The organism is Streptomyces sp. NPDC048507 (genome assembly GCF_043199995.1).
GTDB lineage: Bacteria > Actinomycetota > Actinomycetes > Streptomycetales > Streptomycetaceae > Streptomyces.
This window is the reverse complement of sequence record NZ_JBICWZ010000003.1, coordinates 134,995-149,276: the sequence shown is the minus strand read 5'-3', so window position 1 is coordinate 149,276 and position 14,282 is coordinate 134,995. Positions and strand designations below refer to the sequence as shown.

Annotated in this window: 12 protein-coding genes and 2 tRNA genes; 6 read left to right on the top strand and 8 right to left on the bottom strand. The window is 72.5% G+C overall.

Annotation, left to right across the window (positions count from 1 at the left end; translation table 11 throughout):
* Nucleotides 1-27: 27 nt before the first annotated feature.
* The 3 genes from ACGFXC_RS09745 to ACGFXC_RS09735 all read right to left on the bottom strand — a co-directional run bounded on the left by ACGFXC_RS09745 (nucleotide 28) and on the right by ACGFXC_RS09735 (nucleotide 3,485).
* Nucleotides 28-1,302 carry an NAD(P)/FAD-dependent oxidoreductase gene (locus ACGFXC_RS09745; RefSeq protein ID WP_393711232.1) on the bottom strand — a complete coding sequence of 425 codons (1,275 nt, stop codon included), beginning with the start codon at nucleotides 1,300-1,302 and terminating at the stop codon, nucleotides 28-30.
* A 93-nt stretch (nucleotides 1,303-1,395) separates the two neighbouring features.
* Nucleotides 1,396-2,712, bottom strand: coding sequence for a deoxyguanosinetriphosphate triphosphohydrolase (locus ACGFXC_RS09740; protein WP_393711230.1), 1,317 nt, complete (start codon nucleotides 2,710-2,712; stop codon nucleotides 1,396-1,398).
* Nucleotides 2,713-2,768: 56 nt separating this feature from the next.
* Nucleotides 2,769-3,485: a sirohydrochlorin chelatase gene (locus tag ACGFXC_RS09735; RefSeq protein ID WP_393711228.1), complete on the bottom strand. Its 717-nt coding sequence runs from the start codon at nucleotides 3,483-3,485 to the stop codon at nucleotides 2,769-2,771.
* A 312-nt stretch (nucleotides 3,486-3,797) separates the two neighbouring features.
* On the opposite strand from ACGFXC_RS09735, the gene ACGFXC_RS09730 reads away from it, so the two are divergent.
* The 3 genes from ACGFXC_RS09730 to ACGFXC_RS09720 all read left to right on the top strand — a co-directional run bounded on the left by ACGFXC_RS09730 (nucleotide 3,798) and on the right by ACGFXC_RS09720 (nucleotide 6,173).
* Nucleotides 3,798-4,559 carry a vancomycin high temperature exclusion protein gene (locus ACGFXC_RS09730; RefSeq protein WP_393711226.1) on the top strand — a complete coding sequence of 254 codons (762 nt, stop codon included), beginning with the start codon at nucleotides 3,798-3,800 and terminating at the stop codon, nucleotides 4,557-4,559.
* Between the two features lie 61 nt (nucleotides 4,560-4,620).
* Entirely contained in the window at nucleotides 4,621-5,391 is a 771-nt protein-coding gene (locus tag ACGFXC_RS09725) for a glucose 1-dehydrogenase (protein ID WP_393711224.1), read from the top strand.
* Between the two features lie 92 nt (nucleotides 5,392-5,483).
* A complete protein-coding gene (locus ACGFXC_RS09720) occupies nucleotides 5,484-6,173 on the top strand; it encodes a DUF6445 family protein (protein WP_393711222.1) in 690 nt (229 codons plus the stop codon).
* Here the strand turns inward: ACGFXC_RS09720 and ACGFXC_RS09715 are convergent.
* Nucleotides 6,170-6,811: a hypothetical protein gene (locus tag ACGFXC_RS09715; protein WP_393711220.1), complete on the bottom strand. Its 642-nt coding sequence runs from the start codon at nucleotides 6,809-6,811 to the stop codon at nucleotides 6,170-6,172. The two genes, ACGFXC_RS09720 and ACGFXC_RS09715, sit on opposite strands and share 4 nt — an antisense overlap.
* A gap of 118 nt (nucleotides 6,812-6,929) precedes the next feature.
* On the opposite strand from ACGFXC_RS09715, the gene ACGFXC_RS09710 reads away from it, so the two are divergent.
* Complete coding sequence (locus ACGFXC_RS09710; RefSeq protein ID WP_393711218.1) at nucleotides 6,930-8,132, top strand: RNA polymerase sigma factor; 1,203 nt, start codon at nucleotides 6,930-6,932, stop codon at nucleotides 8,130-8,132.
* A 91-nt stretch (nucleotides 8,133-8,223) separates the two neighbouring features.
* Here the strand turns inward: ACGFXC_RS09710 and ACGFXC_RS09705 are convergent, their stop codons facing one another.
* The 4 genes from ACGFXC_RS09705 to ACGFXC_RS09690 form a co-directional block, all read right to left on the bottom strand.
* Nucleotides 8,224-10,146: an ABC transporter ATP-binding protein gene (locus ACGFXC_RS09705; protein ID WP_393711216.1), complete on the bottom strand. Its 1,923-nt coding sequence runs from the start codon at nucleotides 10,144-10,146 to the stop codon at nucleotides 8,224-8,226.
* On the bottom strand, nucleotides 10,143-11,876 hold the full coding sequence (locus tag ACGFXC_RS09700) for an ABC transporter ATP-binding protein (RefSeq protein ID WP_393711214.1): 1,734 nt from the start codon (nucleotides 11,874-11,876) through the stop codon (nucleotides 10,143-10,145). Before ACGFXC_RS09700 ends, ACGFXC_RS09705 begins: the two co-directional genes overlap by 4 nt.
* A gap of 161 nt (nucleotides 11,877-12,037) precedes the next feature.
* Nucleotides 12,038-13,483 carry an FGGY family carbohydrate kinase gene (locus ACGFXC_RS09695; RefSeq protein ID WP_393711212.1) on the bottom strand — a complete coding sequence of 482 codons (1,446 nt, stop codon included), beginning with the start codon at nucleotides 13,481-13,483 and terminating at the stop codon, nucleotides 12,038-12,040.
* Between the two features lie 52 nt (nucleotides 13,484-13,535).
* On the bottom strand, nucleotides 13,536-13,838 hold the full coding sequence (locus ACGFXC_RS09690) for a YtxH domain-containing protein (RefSeq protein WP_393711210.1): 303 nt from the start codon (nucleotides 13,836-13,838) through the stop codon (nucleotides 13,536-13,538).
* Between the two features lie 145 nt (nucleotides 13,839-13,983).
* On the opposite strand from ACGFXC_RS09690, the gene ACGFXC_RS09685 reads away from it, so the two are divergent.
* Both ACGFXC_RS09685 and ACGFXC_RS09680 read left to right on the top strand, forming a co-directional pair.
* A tRNA-Asn gene (locus ACGFXC_RS09685) sits at nucleotides 13,984-14,056 on the top strand.
* A 5-nt stretch (nucleotides 14,057-14,061) separates the two neighbouring features.
* Nucleotides 14,062-14,134, top strand: a tRNA-Asn gene (locus tag ACGFXC_RS09680).
* Nucleotides 14,135-14,282: the final 148 nt, after the last annotated feature.

Below are 14,282 nucleotides of genomic sequence, written 5' to 3'. Positions count from 1 at the left end.
GTCTACGGCCGTGCGCGGACAGTGCGGTCAGCCCCCCTGGGCGGCGAGCAGCGAGTCGAGCGGAACCTCCGGGTCCGTGAGCTGGTCGGCGTTCACCGTGCGCCCCGACCTGATCAGGGCCTGGATGTGCTCCGTGACGTCCCACACATTGACGTTCATCCCGGCCAGCACCCGGCCCTCGGAGAGCCAGAAGGCGATGAACTCCCGCTTGCCCACGTCCCCGCGGATCAGTACCTGGTCGTAGCTCCCGGCCGGGGCGTAGCCCGAGTACTCCAGGCCGACGTCGTACTGGTCGGAGAAGAAGTACGGGACCCGGTCGTAGCTGACTTCCTGCCCGAGCATCGCCCGCGCGGCGGCCGGGCCGCCGTTGAGGGCGTTGGCCCAGTGCTCCACGCGCAGCCGGGACCCGATCCAGGGGTGGTGGGCGGCGGCCACGTCCCCGGCGGCGAAGACGTCCGGGTCGGAGGTGCGCAGGGACTCGTCGACCGCGATCCCGCCGCCGTGCTCCCGGTCGACCAGGGCCAGCCCGGAGGTCTCGGCGAGCGCGGTCCGGGGGGCGGCGCCGATCGCGGCGAGCACCGCGTGCGCCGGGTGCTCCTCGCCGTCCTCGGTACGGGCGGCCAGCACCATGCCGTCGTGCCCGACGATCTCGGTGAGGCGGGCCCCGAAGTGGAAGCGGACCCCGTGCGCGGCGTGCAGGTCGGTGAAGAGCCGGCCCACCTCCGGGCCGAGCACCGCGTGCAGCGGGGTGGCCTCCGGTTCGACGACGGTGACCTCGGCCCCGTACTCGCGGGCCGCCGCCGCGACCTCCAGGCCGATCCAGCCCGCGCCCGCGATCAGCAGGTGGCCGTTGTCCCGGCCCAGGGCGGCCAGGACGCCCCGCAGCCGCTCGGCGTGCGCGAGGCGCCGCAGGTGGTGCACCCCGGCGAGGCCCGTCCCGGGCACGTCCAGGCGGCGCGGCTCGGCGCCGGTGGCCAGCAGGAGCTTGTCGTAGTGCAGCAGGGTGCCGTCGCCGAGGCGGACCGTCTTGGCCTCGCGGTCCAGGTGCACCGCGGGCTGCCCGAGGTGGAGCTCGATCTCGGCTCCGGCATACCAGGACGGTTCGTGGACGAAGACGCTGTCGCGGTCGTCCTTGCCCACCAGGTAGCCCTTGGACAGCGGTGGCCGCTCGTACGGATGCTCGCGCTCGTCCCCGATCAGGATCACCCGCCCCGTGAACCCCTCCGCCCTCAGCGTCTCGGCGGCTTTCGCCCCGGCGAGCCCTGCGCCGACGATGATGAACGTCTGGTGTGCGTCGACCACCTGATGCCTCCTCATAACCTCTTCGTCACATGCGACCACATGCGAGCGTCCCGCACCGAGCCTGCCGCGTGAAGGGGGGATGGCCCGATCGGCTCACCCTTCGGCGCGTCGTCCGCGTCTGGTGAGACGGGCGTGCAGGGAGCGGGCCGAGGAGTCGGTCAGGCACGCGATCTGGTCGACCACCGCCCGCTTGCGCGCCTTGTCGTCGGGCGCGGCGTCGAAGATGGCCCTGAACTGGGGGTCGAGCCCCTCGGGCGCGCGGGCACTGAGGGCCTCGGCGAGTTCGGTCAGGACGACGCGCTGGTCCGCGCGCAGCCGCTCCTGTTCGTCGCGCTGCATCACGTACAGGTCGGCGACCGCCTTGAGGACGGCGCATTCGTTGCGCGCCTCGCGCGGCACCACCAGCTCGGCCTCGTACCGGGTGAGGCGGCCGGTGCCGAACGCCTCGCGGGTGGCGCCCTCGGCGGCCAGGCAGAAGCGGCCGATGAGCTGGCTCGTGGCGTCCTTCAGGCGGGCCTGGGCCACGGCCGAGCCGTCGTACCCGTGCGGCCACCAGTCCTGTTCCATCAAACGGTCCAGGGCTTCGCGCAGTTCCTCGGGGGCGGTGCCGGCGGGCACGTAGCGGCCGATGGCGACCTGCCAGATCGCGGCCCGCTCGGGCTCGGCGAAGAGCAGGTTGGGGTCGAGGTGCCCGGCGTGCAGACCGTCCTCGAAGTCGTGCACCGAGTAGGCGACGTCGTCCGCCCAGTCCATGACCTGGGCCTCGAAGCACTTGCGGTCGGCGGGGGCGCCGCGGCGCAGCCAGTCGAAGACCGGCAGGTCGTCCTCGTAGGCGCCGAACTTCACCGAAGCGGGATCGGTGGGGTGGTCCCCGCGCGCCCAGGGGTACTTGGTGGCGGCGTCGAGGCAGGCGCGGGTGAGGTTGAGGCCGACGCTCATCAGGGTCCCGCCGTCCGGGCCGGTGACGAACCGCTTGGGCTCCAGCCGGGTCAGCAGCCGCAGCGACTGGGCGTTGCCCTCGAAGCCGCCGCAGTCCTTGGCGAACTCGTTGAGGGCTTCCTCGCCGTTGTGCCCGAACGGGGGGTGGCCCATGTCGTGGGAGAGGCAGGCCGCCTCGACCAGGTCGGGGTCGCAGCCGAGGGCCGCGCCGAGCTCCCGGCCGACCTGCGCGCACTCCAGGGAGTGGGTCAGCCGGGTACGGGGGCTCGCGTCCCAGTCGTAGGAGCGGGTGCCCGGGGTGACGACCTGGGTCTTCCCGGCGAGCCGGCGCAGCGCGGCGGAGTGCAGCACGCGGGCGCGGTCGCGCTGGAAGGCGGTGCGGCCGGGTCGCTTGTCGGGCTCGGGGGCCCAGCGCTCGGTGGCTGAGGGGTCGTAGGAGTCGTAGGCGGGAGCGTGCGCGGTGCCTTCCATGCTCAGACGTTAACCGCAGTCACCGACAATCCGAGCAATCCGAACGAACACAGCCTTTATGCGGTGGCCAGTTCCCGGCGCCCGCCGGCGCCGCGTGCGAGGGCCTCGTCGTAGCGCCGCAGGACCAGCCGGGCCAGCGCCGGGTGGTCGCCGAGCGGGGCGGCGGCCGGGCCGGGCGCGGCGGCGGCGCACGCGGCGGAGAAGCGGCCCGGGGCGGCGAAGTACGAGGCCACGGCGACCCGGTGGTGGCCCCGGGCGGCCAGGGCGCGGACGGCGTCCGGTACGGAGGGGGCGGTCGCGGAGGCGTAGGCGGGGACCACCGCCGCCGCTCCGAGGCGTTCGGAGAGCAGGGCGGCGGTGCGGCGGGTGTCGGCGGCCGCGTCCGGATCGCGCGACCCCGCGGCGGCCAGCACCACGGCCGTGCCCGGAGTCCAGCCGGCCTCCAGGAGCCGCTCGGACAGGGCCTCCACCAGCAGCGGGTGGGGGCCGAGCGGGGCCGCGATCCGGACCCGCAGGTGGCCGGCCCGGGCCGCGGCGGCGGGCAGGTCCCGCTTGACGTGGGTGCCCCGGCCGAGCAGCAGCGGTACGAGCACCGCCGCACCGCGGGCCCCGCCCAGGGCCTCGCCGAGCAGGGGCCGGTTCAGCTCGATGTGGCCGAGGCGCACGTCGAGGCGCGGGCGGAGCTCGCGGACCCGTTCGAGGAGGGCGAGGGAGGCGTGCGGGGCGCGGGGGTCGCGGCTGCCGTGGGCCACGGCGACGAGGGTGGGCTGCATGGGCGGTCTCCGTGGTGCCGGGCGCGGGGCGGGCGCACTCCGCTGAGCTGGCTGCCGAGCTGGTCGGTGATCCGGGTCAGCAGCTCGGCCGCGCCGCCGAAGGGGAGGGGATGGCTTTCGGGAGGGTGCACCGGCTCCGTCATGGACCGATCCTGCGCGGTGGAGGTTGCGGTGGCGTTGCGCAGGGGTGACGGGTCGTTTCCGCCCCGCTCACTCGCTCATTCGTACGAGTGAAAGGCGGGGCGGACGGAACTGGCGGGGCCGGGTGGTTCGTCAATCCGTGCGAACGGTGTGTGGAGCGAGGGGGCGGTCATGGGGAAGTCCGGGCAGGTCACGGGGGACGGGCGGGGCGGCGAGCCGGTGGCGGGCGAGCCGGGTACGGGGCGGTGGCGGACGGCGCGGTGGCGTACGGGGCGGTGGCGTACGGTGCGGGCGCGGCGGCGGGCCGTCCAGACCGTGATGGGGCTGTGCGTGCTGGCGCTGCTGCCCTCGGCGTGGACCCACGCGGCGGCCGACGGGCGGCTGCGGAGCACGGCCCGCGCGCCCGACGCGGGGGTGGCGGTGGTGTTCGGGGCGGGCCTGTGGAAGGGCCGCCCGACCCCGTACCTGGCCGCCCGGCTGGACGCGGCCGTGGAGCTGTACCGCACCGGCAAGGTGAAGGTGGTCCTGGTCACGGGGGACAACGGCCGCACGGAGTACGACGAGCCCGACGCGATGCGCACCTACCTCACGGGGCACGGGGTGCCGGACGACAAGGTGGTCAGCGACTTCGCCGGCTTCGACACCTGGGACTCGTGCGTGCGCGCCCGGGAGATCTTCGGGGTGCGCCGGGCGGTGCTGGTGAGCCAGGGGTTCCACATACACCGGGCGGTGGCCCTGTGCCGGGCGGCGGGGCTGGACGCGTACGGGGTCGGGGTCGCCGACGAGCACGACGCCACCTGGTACTACGGCGGGGTCCGTGAGGTGTTCGCGGCGGGCAAGGCGGCCCTGGAGGCGGCGTTCCGCCCGGATCCCACTTTCCTCGGCCCGAAGGAGGAGGGGGTGTCGCGCGCCCTGGGGGCTCTGGCAGACTGACGCCGCGATCGGCTTATGCCGATTAGTCATATACCTATCTGTACGGCAGGGGCGTGGAACCGTGGCTGTTGTGGATCTGAGCGGCAAGGTCGTCGTCATCACCGGTGGGGCCCGCGGCCTCGGTGCGGCGATGGCGCGGACGGTCGTCGACGGTGGCGGCCGGGTGCTGATCACCGACGTGCTGGAGGAGGAGGGTGCCGCGACCGCGGCCGGGCTCGGCGACGCGGCCCGCTTCCTGCGGCACGACGTGACCAGCGAGGACGAATGGCGGGCGGCCCTGGAGTACGCCGTCGCCGAGTTCGGCCGGATCGACGGGCTCGTCAACAACGCCGGGATATCCACCGGCCAGTTCCTGGAGCACGAGAGCGTCGAGCACTTCCGCCGGGTCGTCGAGATCAATCTGGTCGGCGTGTTCATCGGCATCAAGGCGGCGATCCCGCTGCTCCGGCAGAGCGGCGGCGGTTCCATCGTCAACATCTCCTCCGCCGCCGGGCTCACCGGCCTGGCCCTCACCGCCGGGTACGGCGCCTCCAAGTGGGCGGTGCGCGGCCTGTCGAAGATCGGCGCCGTGGAACTCGCCGAGGCGCGGATCCGGGTGAACTCCGTCCACCCGGGCATGACGCTGACCCCGATGACGGCCCCGGTCGGCATCCAGGCCGGCGAGGGCAACTACCCCGGAGCCCCGCTCGGAAGGGTCGGGGTCCCCGAGGAGATAGCCGCGGCCGTCGCCTTCCTGCTCTCGGACGCCGCCGGGTACATGACCGGCGCCGAGCTGGCCGTGGACGGCGGCTGGACGGCCGGCCTGACCGTGAAGTACCTCACCGGCCAGTAGCCCCGGCCGTCGGGCGGCCGAGACCATCTCTTGCCGGAGTCTTGGCCGCCGCTTTGGCGAGCGGTCAACCCGCCCGAACTACCGTTCCCGCCATGGTCTTTCGCCCCGCGCAGCCCCAGGCCTCCCGCGGCCTTCCGGTGCTTCCGTACCGCAAGCCGACCCGCGGCCGCGACTACTGGGTGCTGGACGACGTACTGCCCGACCCGGACGCCGTGCGGGCCCGCTGCCTGGCCAAGGAGGACTGGGTCCAGGGGGCGCCGCACAGGCCCGAACCCTGGCCCGGGCTGCGGGCCATGCCCGGGCTGGAGCCGGCCGAACTGGCCCGGGTGGAGCGGCTGGTGCGGCAGGCCACCGGAGCGGGGCGGATCTGGGCGCAGGACCCGGCGGGCGCGGGCACCTTCAACCACAACTGCGTCCAGGTCGTCGGCAAGGACGAGTGCGAGCCCCGCCCGCACACCGACTCCCGCACCCTGTGCCGCTACGCGGCCGTGCTCTACCTGAGTCCGGACACGCCCATGGACTGCGGTACCAGCTTCTACCGCCAGAGCCTGCCGGGCGGAGTCCTCGGCGGCAACCAGGTCCTCGCCCCGCACAACAACCTGGTCGACGCCCTCGGCACCCGCTTCGTCCCGGAGGACTCCTTCACCGAGGACGTCCGCGTCCCCCACCGCTACAACCGCCTCCTGCTCTACTCCGCCCATCTGATCCACAGCGCGACCGGATACTGGGGCACGACCCTGGAGGACAAACGGATGACGGCCGTCTTCTTCTGGATGGCCTAGGTCCCCTCCCCGTCCGCCCCCTCCCCGTCCGCCCCCTCCCCGTCCGTGTCCGCCTCCGCCGACAGGTCGCTGTCGTACAGGACGAGTTCGCGCTCCTCCGAGCGGATCTCGTAGCCCGCCGCCACCAGCTCCGCTATCAGCGTGTCGCAGGCCGCCGTCGCCCGCGAGGCGGAGCTGCGGACCCGCTGGGTGACGTAGCGCTCCTGGTGCCCGCCGGGGCCCGGCGGCACGCGGCGGGCGTTCCACGACACGTGGGCCCCGTGCAGGCGCACCAGGCCCTCCAGCACCGCGTGGTCGTAGCCGGCCGGCAGCAGCAGCTCCAGGCGGTGTTCGAAGTAGCCCCCGCCCGGCCCCGCGGGCTCCGTGCTCCAGGGCACCGTCTCGATCGTCACCCGCACCGGGTCGAAACCCGCCGCCCTCAGCTGCGGCACCAGCCGCTCGTGGCCCGTGCGGTCGGGCAGGGTCAGCATCGGCTGCGCGCCCGGTCTGCCCCGGGCGGACACGAGATGCGTGATCGTCAACTCCCGTGCCCCGGCCCAGGATTCGAGACGGTCCAGCTCCGCGGCGTCCGGGCAGCGGACCGTCACGTGGGTTTCGTGGGTTCCGTACGAAGACATGATGTCGATCATCTCGGACATGCGTCCGATCCGCATCGGGGTTGCCGCCGGGGGGTAACCATCCGGTCACGCACCGGACTCAGAAAGTGCTCGCACGCCCCTCGTGGCGGCGATGTGTCGTACCCCACACTGAGGTGCGGTGCTCGAGTCCTCGCCAGCCCTGGAGGTCGCCCCCGTGCAGACCCAGACCCTGACCGTGAACGTGAGCCACCCCGCCGGGACCGCGCTCTTCCCGGAGGACGAAGCAGCGGACGAAGCAGCGGACGAGGCCGTGGACGAAGCAGCGGACCAAGCAGCGGACGACCAAGCGCCCGACCCCGCCGCTGACGCGGCCGCCGACGCCGCGGGCGACGACGAACCCGAAGTCGTCGAGCTGATCGAGCAGGTCCCCGCGCAGCGCGCCCGCGCCGCGGACGCGGCCGGGGCGGCCGGGCCCTCCGCCGACCTCTTCCGCCAGTACCTGCGCGAGATCGGCAGGATCCCGCTGCTCACCGCCGCCGAGGAGGTCGACCTCGCGCGCCGTGTGGAAGCCGGCCTGTTCGCCGAGGAGAAGCTCGCCGGCGCGGACGACCTCGACTCCCAGCTCGCCGTGGACCTCGACCGGCTCGTCGTCATGGGCAGGATGGCCAAGCGCCGGCTCATCGAGTCGAACCTGCGCCTGGTCGTCTCCGTCGCCAAGCGCTACGTCGGGCGCGGACTCACCATGCTGGACCTGGTCCAGGAGGGAAACCTCGGCCTGATCCGGGCCGTCGAGAAGTTCGACTACGCCCGCGGCTACAAGTTCTCCACCTACGCCACCTGGTGGATCCGGCAGGCGATGTCCCGGGCGCTGGCCGACCAGGCCCGCACCATCCGCGTCCCCGTCCACGTCGTCGAGCTGATCAACCGCGTCATCCGCGTCCAGCGCCGGATGCTCCAGGAACGCGGGTACGAGCCCACCGCCGAAGAGGTCGCCGTCCACCTCGAACTCACCCCCGAGCGGGTGCTGGAGGTGCTCCGCCTCGCCCAGGAGCCGGTCTCCCTGCACGCGCCGGTCGGCGAGGAGGACGACGTCGCCCTCGGCGACCTCATCGAGGACGGCGACGCCGCCTCCCCCGTGGAGTCCGCCGCGTTCTTCCTGCTCCGCGAACACCTGGAAGCCGTGCTCTCCACCCTCGGCGAACGCGAACGCAAGGTCGTCCAGCTCCGCTACGGACTCGCCGACGGCCGCCCGCGCACCCTGGAGGAGATCGGCCGGATCTTCGGCGTGACCCGCGAGCGGATCCGCCAGATCGAGTCCAAGACCCTCAACAAGCTGCGCGACCACGCCTTCGCCGACCAGCTGCGCGGCTACCTCGACTGACGCGCCGCAGCCCCCGGACCCGCCCGGACACACGGAAGGGGGCGCCCCGCAAGGCGCCCCCCAGCCCGTCGTGCCGCCCGAGGCCCGAGGCCTAGTCGACCTCGGCCACCGCCTGCGCGAACTGCGCCGCGTACAGCCGCGCGTACGCGCCGTCCGAGGACAGCAGCTCCTCGTGCGTGCCCTGCTCCACGATCGAGCCGTTCTCCATCACCAGGATCACGTCCGCGTCGCGGATCGTCGACAGCCGGTGGGCGATCACGAAGGACGTGCGGCCGTGCGCCAGGCGCGCCATCGCCTTCTGGATCAGCACCTCGGTACGGGTGTCCACCGAGCTCGTCGCCTCGTCGAGGACCAGGATCACCGGGTCCGACAGGAACGCCCGGGCGATGGTGATCAGCTGCTTCTCGCCCGCGCTGACGCCCGCGCCCTCGTCGTCCAGCACCGTGTCGTAGCCGTCCGGCAGGGTGCGTATGAAGCGGTCGGCGTGCGCCGCCCGCGCGGCCTCCTCGATCTCCTCGCGGGTGACCTCGCGCGAGGCGCCGTAGGCGATGTTCTCCGCGATGGTCCCGCCGAACAGCCAGGTGTCCTGGAGCACCATGCCGATCCCGCCGCGCAGTTCCTCGCGGGTCATCTTGGCGATGTCCACCCCGTCCAGGGCGATCTCGCCGCCCGTGACCTCGTAGAACCGCATCAGCAGGTTGACCAGCGTGGTCTTGCCCGCGCCGGTCGGCCCGACGATCGCGACGGTCTGGCCCGGCTCCACGCTCAGCGAGAGGTTCTCGATGAGCGGCTTGTCGGGCTCGTAGCGGAACGCCACCTTGTCCAGCGTCACCTGGCCGCGCAGCACCTCCGGACGCTCCGGAACCTCCGCGTCCGGCTCCTGCTCCGCCGCGTCCAGCAGCTCGTACACCCGCTCCGCCGAGGCGACGCCGGACTGCACGAGGTTCGCCATCGAGGCCACCTGCGTCAGCGGCATCGAGAACTGCCGCGAGTACTGGATGAAGGCCTGCACGTCACCGATCGACAGGGTGCCCGAGGCCACCCGCAGGCCGCCGACGACCGCGATCAGCACGTAGTTGATGTTCGAGACGAAGAACATCACCGGCTGCATGATGCCGCTGACCAGCTGCGCCTTGAACGAGGCCCGGTACAGCTCCTCGTTCTGCTCGGCGAAGACCGCCGCGGACTCCTTCTGCCGCCCGAACACCTTCACCAGCGTGTGGCCGGAATACATCTCCTCGATGTGGGCGTTCAGTGCGCCGGTGCTCTTCCACTGCGCCACGAACTGCGGCTGCGACTTCTTGCCGATCTTCGCCGCGATCACCACCGACACCGGTACGGTCGCCACCGCGACCAGCGCGAGCAGCGGCGAGATCCAGAACATCATCACCAGCACGCCGACGATCGTCAGCAGCGAGTTGAGCAGCTGCCCCATCGTCTGCTGGAGCGTCTGCCCGATGTTGTCGATGTCGTTCGTCGCCCGGCTCAGCACCTCGCCGCGCTTCTGCTGGTCGAAGTACGACAGCGGCAGCCGCGACAGCTTCGCCTGGAGCTCCTCGCGCAGCCGGTACACGGTGCCGTTCATCACGTGGTTCGACAGCCGCGTCGCCACCAGCATCAGCAGGCCCGCCAGCGTGAACGTCACCAGCGCCCAGAGCGCCACGACGCCGACGGCGCCGAAGTCGATGCCCTCGCCCGGGGTGAAGTCGAGGCCGGACAGCATGTCCGCCATCCCGCCCTGACCCTTGGCGCGCAGCCCCTCCAGGGCCTGCTCCTTGGTCAGCCCGGCCGGCATCTGCCGGCCGACGATCCCGCCGAACACCAGGTCGGTGGCCTCGCCGAGGATCTTCGGCCCGACCACCGCACAGCCCACGCTGCCGACCACGGCCGCGACCATGCCCCACAGCTTGGCCCGGTCGTACGCCAGCTGGCGCAGCAGCCGCTTGCCCGAGCCCTTGAAGTCCATGGACCTCTGGACCGGGCCCGCCATCATCCGTCCTCCGGGCCCGCTCATGCGGCCTCCGCCTCCGTCAGCTGGGAGAGCACGATCTCCCGGTAGGTCTCGTTTCCGGCCATCAGTTCGTGGTGCCGGCCCTCGCCCACCACCTGACCCTCGTCCAGGACGATGATCCGGTCGGCATCGCGGATCGTCGAGACCCGCTGGGCCACGATCACCACCGTCGCCTCCTCGGTCTCGCGGGCGAGCGCCGAGCGCAGCGCCGCGTCCGTCGCGTAGTCCAGGGCGGAGAAGGAGTCGTCGAACAGGTAGATCTCGGGCCGCTGCACCAGGGTGCGGGCGATGGCCAGGCGCTGGCGCTGGCCACCGGAGACGTTCGTACCGCCCTGGGTGACGGGCGCGTCGAGCCCGCCGTCCAGTGCCGACACGAAGTCCTTGGCCTGGGCCACCTCCAAGGCGCGCCACAGTTCCTCGTCGGTCGCGTCCGGGCGCCCGTAGCGCAGGTTCGAGGCGACGGTCCCGGAGAAGAGGTACGGCTTCTGCGGAACCATGCCGACCGTCCGGGCCAGCAGCTCCGGGTCGAGGCGGCGTACGTCCTCACCGTCTACGAGGACGTCGCCGCCGGTCGCGTCGAACAGCCGGGGCACCAGGCCGAGCAGCGTGGACTTGCCGCTGCCCGTGGAGCCGATCACGGCGGTGATCTCGCCGGGGCGGGCCACCAGGTCCACCCCGCGCAGCACCGGGACCTCGGCCCCCGGGTAGCGGAAGTCGGCGCCGCGCAGTTCCAGCTGACCGCGGCGCAGCAGCTTGCGTACCGGATCCGCCGGCGGCACGACGCTGGTCTCGGTGTCCAGGACCTCCTGGATGCGCTCGGCGCAGACCTCGGCGCGCGGCACCATCATGAACATGAAGGTGGCCATCATCACGGACATGACGATCTGCATCAGGTAGGCGAGGAAGGCCGTCAGCTGGCCGATCTCCATGCCGCCGCTGTCCACGCGCATCGCGCCGAACCAGATGACGGCCACGCTGGAGACGTTCACGACGACGATGACGGCCGGGAACATCAGCGCGAGCAGCTTGCCCGAGGCCAGGGAGACGCCCGTCAGGTCGGCGTTGGCGGTGCGGAACCGCCCCTCCTCGTACTCGTCGCGGACGAAGGCCCGGATCACGCGGTTGCCGGTGATCTGCTCGCGCAGCACCCGGTTCACGGTGTCCAGGCGCTCCTGCATCTGACGGAACAGCGGTCGCGTCTTGTAGACGATCGCGCCGACCGCCAGGCCGAGCGTGGGCACCACCGCGAGCAAGACGCCCGAGAGCTGCACGTCGAGCGAGAGGGCCATCACGATGCCGCCGACGCACATGATCGGCGCCGAGACCATCAGCGTGAAGGTCATCAGGACCAGCATCTGGACCTGCTGGACGTCGTTCGTCGTCCGGGTGATCAGCGACGGTGCGCCGAACTGGCCCAGCTCGCGGGCGGAGAAGCTCTGCACCCGGTCGAAGACGGCGGCCCGGACGTCGCGGCCGAGCGAGGCCGCGGTACGGGCGCCGTAGTAGACGGCCCCGACGTTGCACAGGAGCTGGACGAGCGAGACACCGAGCATCAGGGCGCCGGAGCGCAGGATGTAACCGGTGTCACCGTTGACGACACCGCGGTCGATGATGTCGGCGTTGAGGGTGGGCAGGTAGAGGCTCGCACTGGTCTGCAGCAGCTGCAGCAGCACCAGTGCGGCGATCGGTTTCCGGTACGGACCGAGATGGGTCCGCAAAAGTCGTATGAGCACGCGCAGGCTCCGGTCGGCATGATCGAGGGGGTTCAGTCCATCTTCTGCCAACCGGTGGGGTGATCCCCACCCGTTTTCGCAAAGCCCGGTCAAAAGGAGTAGGCCCCCCTGCGTCCCGCGCCCCACCCTGCGCCGGGCGTGCGGCGCCCCCGTGCGAGCCCCTACGCCTGGAAGGCCCCCGGGTGGAGCTGCTCACGGGTGGTCACGTACTGCTGGCGCACGGCCTGCCAGGCCGGGAACTCCTCGCCCGGCTCGAACACCTGCGCCGCGGCGGCCGGCCAGACCGGCGGGGTGTGCGCGGGCAGCGTGCCCTGCTGCACCCCGAGCGCCCAGGCCGCCTGACGGGCCGCGCCGAGCGCCGCGTAGTCCGCCGGTGCCGGTACGACGACCTGCGTCCCGAACAGCCCCGGAGCGGCGGCCTGTACGGCGGGCAGCTCGGCCGCCGCGCCCAGCAGGAACACCCGCCGGATCGGCACCCCCCGGTGCCGGAGCACGTCGAGGGCGTCCACCAGCCCGCAGAGCATGCCCTCGAAGGCGGCCCGCGCCAGGTGCTCGGGCTTCATCGAGTCCCGGCGCAGCCCGGACAGGGTCCCGGCCGCGTGCGGCAGGTTCGGGGTCCGCTCGCCCTCCAGGTAGGGGAGCAGGACGAGGCCGTGGGCACCCGGGGTCGACTTCAGCGCGAGCGCGCTCAGCCCCTCCAGGTCGGTGCCCAGCAGTTCGGCGGTGCCGCGCAGGGCCCGTACGGCGTTGGAGGTGTTCACCACCGGCAGGTGCATGCCGCCCGCGTCGGCCAGCGAGGTGATCAGCCCGCCCGGCTCCGACAGCGCCTCGTGGTGCACGGCCATCACCGACCCGGACGCGCCCAGCGAGACCACCGCGTCGCCCGGCCCCAGGCCCAGCCCGAGCGCGGCTGCCATGGTCTCCCCGGTCCCGGCCGATATCAGCAGGCCCTCGGGGGTCATCCCGGCGGCGTCGGCGGGGCCGAGCACCTCGGGCAGCAGCGCCTGGTGCCCGAGCGCCAGCTCGACCAGGTCGGGACGGTAGGAGCCGGTGGCCGCCGACCAGTACCCGGTGCCGGACGCCCCGGCGCGGTCGGTGGTGCGGCGGGCGGGCCGGCCGAGCAGCTGCCAGACGAGCCAGTCGTGCGGGGACATCACCACCGCGACCCGGCGCGCGGCCTCCGGCTCGGTACGGGCCAGCCAGGCCAGCTTCGCGACCGGCTGCGCGGAGTGCGGGACCGAGCCCACCGCGGCGACCCAGGCCTTGCGCCCCCCGAGCGCGTCGATCAGCTCGGCGGCGGCGACCTGCCCGCGCTTGTCGTTGCCGACCAGCGCGGGCCGGACCAGCGCGCCCTGCGCGTCCAGCGGCAGCACGCCGTGCTGCTGCGCGGAGACGCCGATGGCCTGGACGCCCTCCAGCAGCCCGCCGCCGGCGGCTTCGCCGAGGGAGAGCAGCCAGGCCTGCGGATCGGTTTCGTGGGGGAGGGTCTCACCCGCGGACGGTGGATGGGGCGCGTAGCCCTGGCGCAGCACGGCGCCCGTCTCCGTGTCACAGACCACGATGCGAGTGAAGGTGGAAGAGCTGTCCAGCCCGGCGACTATCCCCATGGGGTGAATTCTGCCGCACGCCGGGCCGGACTCATCGCGTCCGGAACCGCTCTCAGGTGTTGCTGGTGCCCCACTCGTCCTCGGGGGCCCCGCCCGCCCTGCCGCGCAGCACCCGCACCCGCTCGGCCAGCGAGTCCGGAACGGCGTCCCCGACCTTGTCGCCCACCACCGCGAACGCCTTGCCCGCGAAGGCGCGCCCGCTCTGCCCGGCGGTCTCGGCGGCGTTGCGCACCGCCGGGTTCTGCGCGATCTGCCGCGCGGATTTCCGCAGCTGCTCGTACCGCTCGCGTCCGGCCCGGGTCCCGAGCACGTACCCGAGGGCCAGTCCGACCGCGAACGTGACCTTGTACCGCATGGCTGTCACCCTTCGTCGTGTGGTGCCCGGCCCGCTCTGGATACCGATTGGCGGAGCACCCCCCTGCTTGCGCTAATCTATGACTCGCAACGGGCAGTCGCCCCCCGGCCAGGCCGGAGGTGGGCTGTTCGGTGCACCGCAGCAATCCCCTGTAGCTCAATTGGCAGAGCAGCCGGCTGTTAACCGGCAGGTTACTGGTTCGAGTCCAGTCGGGGGAGCGCGGTCCCCTGTAGCTCAATTGGCAGAGCAGCCGGCTGTTAACCGGCAGGTTACTGGTTCGAGTCCAGTCGGGGGAGCAAGGAAGAAGAGGACCCTGGCGGGTCCTCTTTCTTTTTGCCCTGATCCGGGAACCGGGCAGCCTTCGGCGCGGTCTCCCTGAACAGGCGTAGCCGATCATGCGGGGCATCCGAGGCAGGAGATCGTATGAGCGGCTATGCTGCGGCA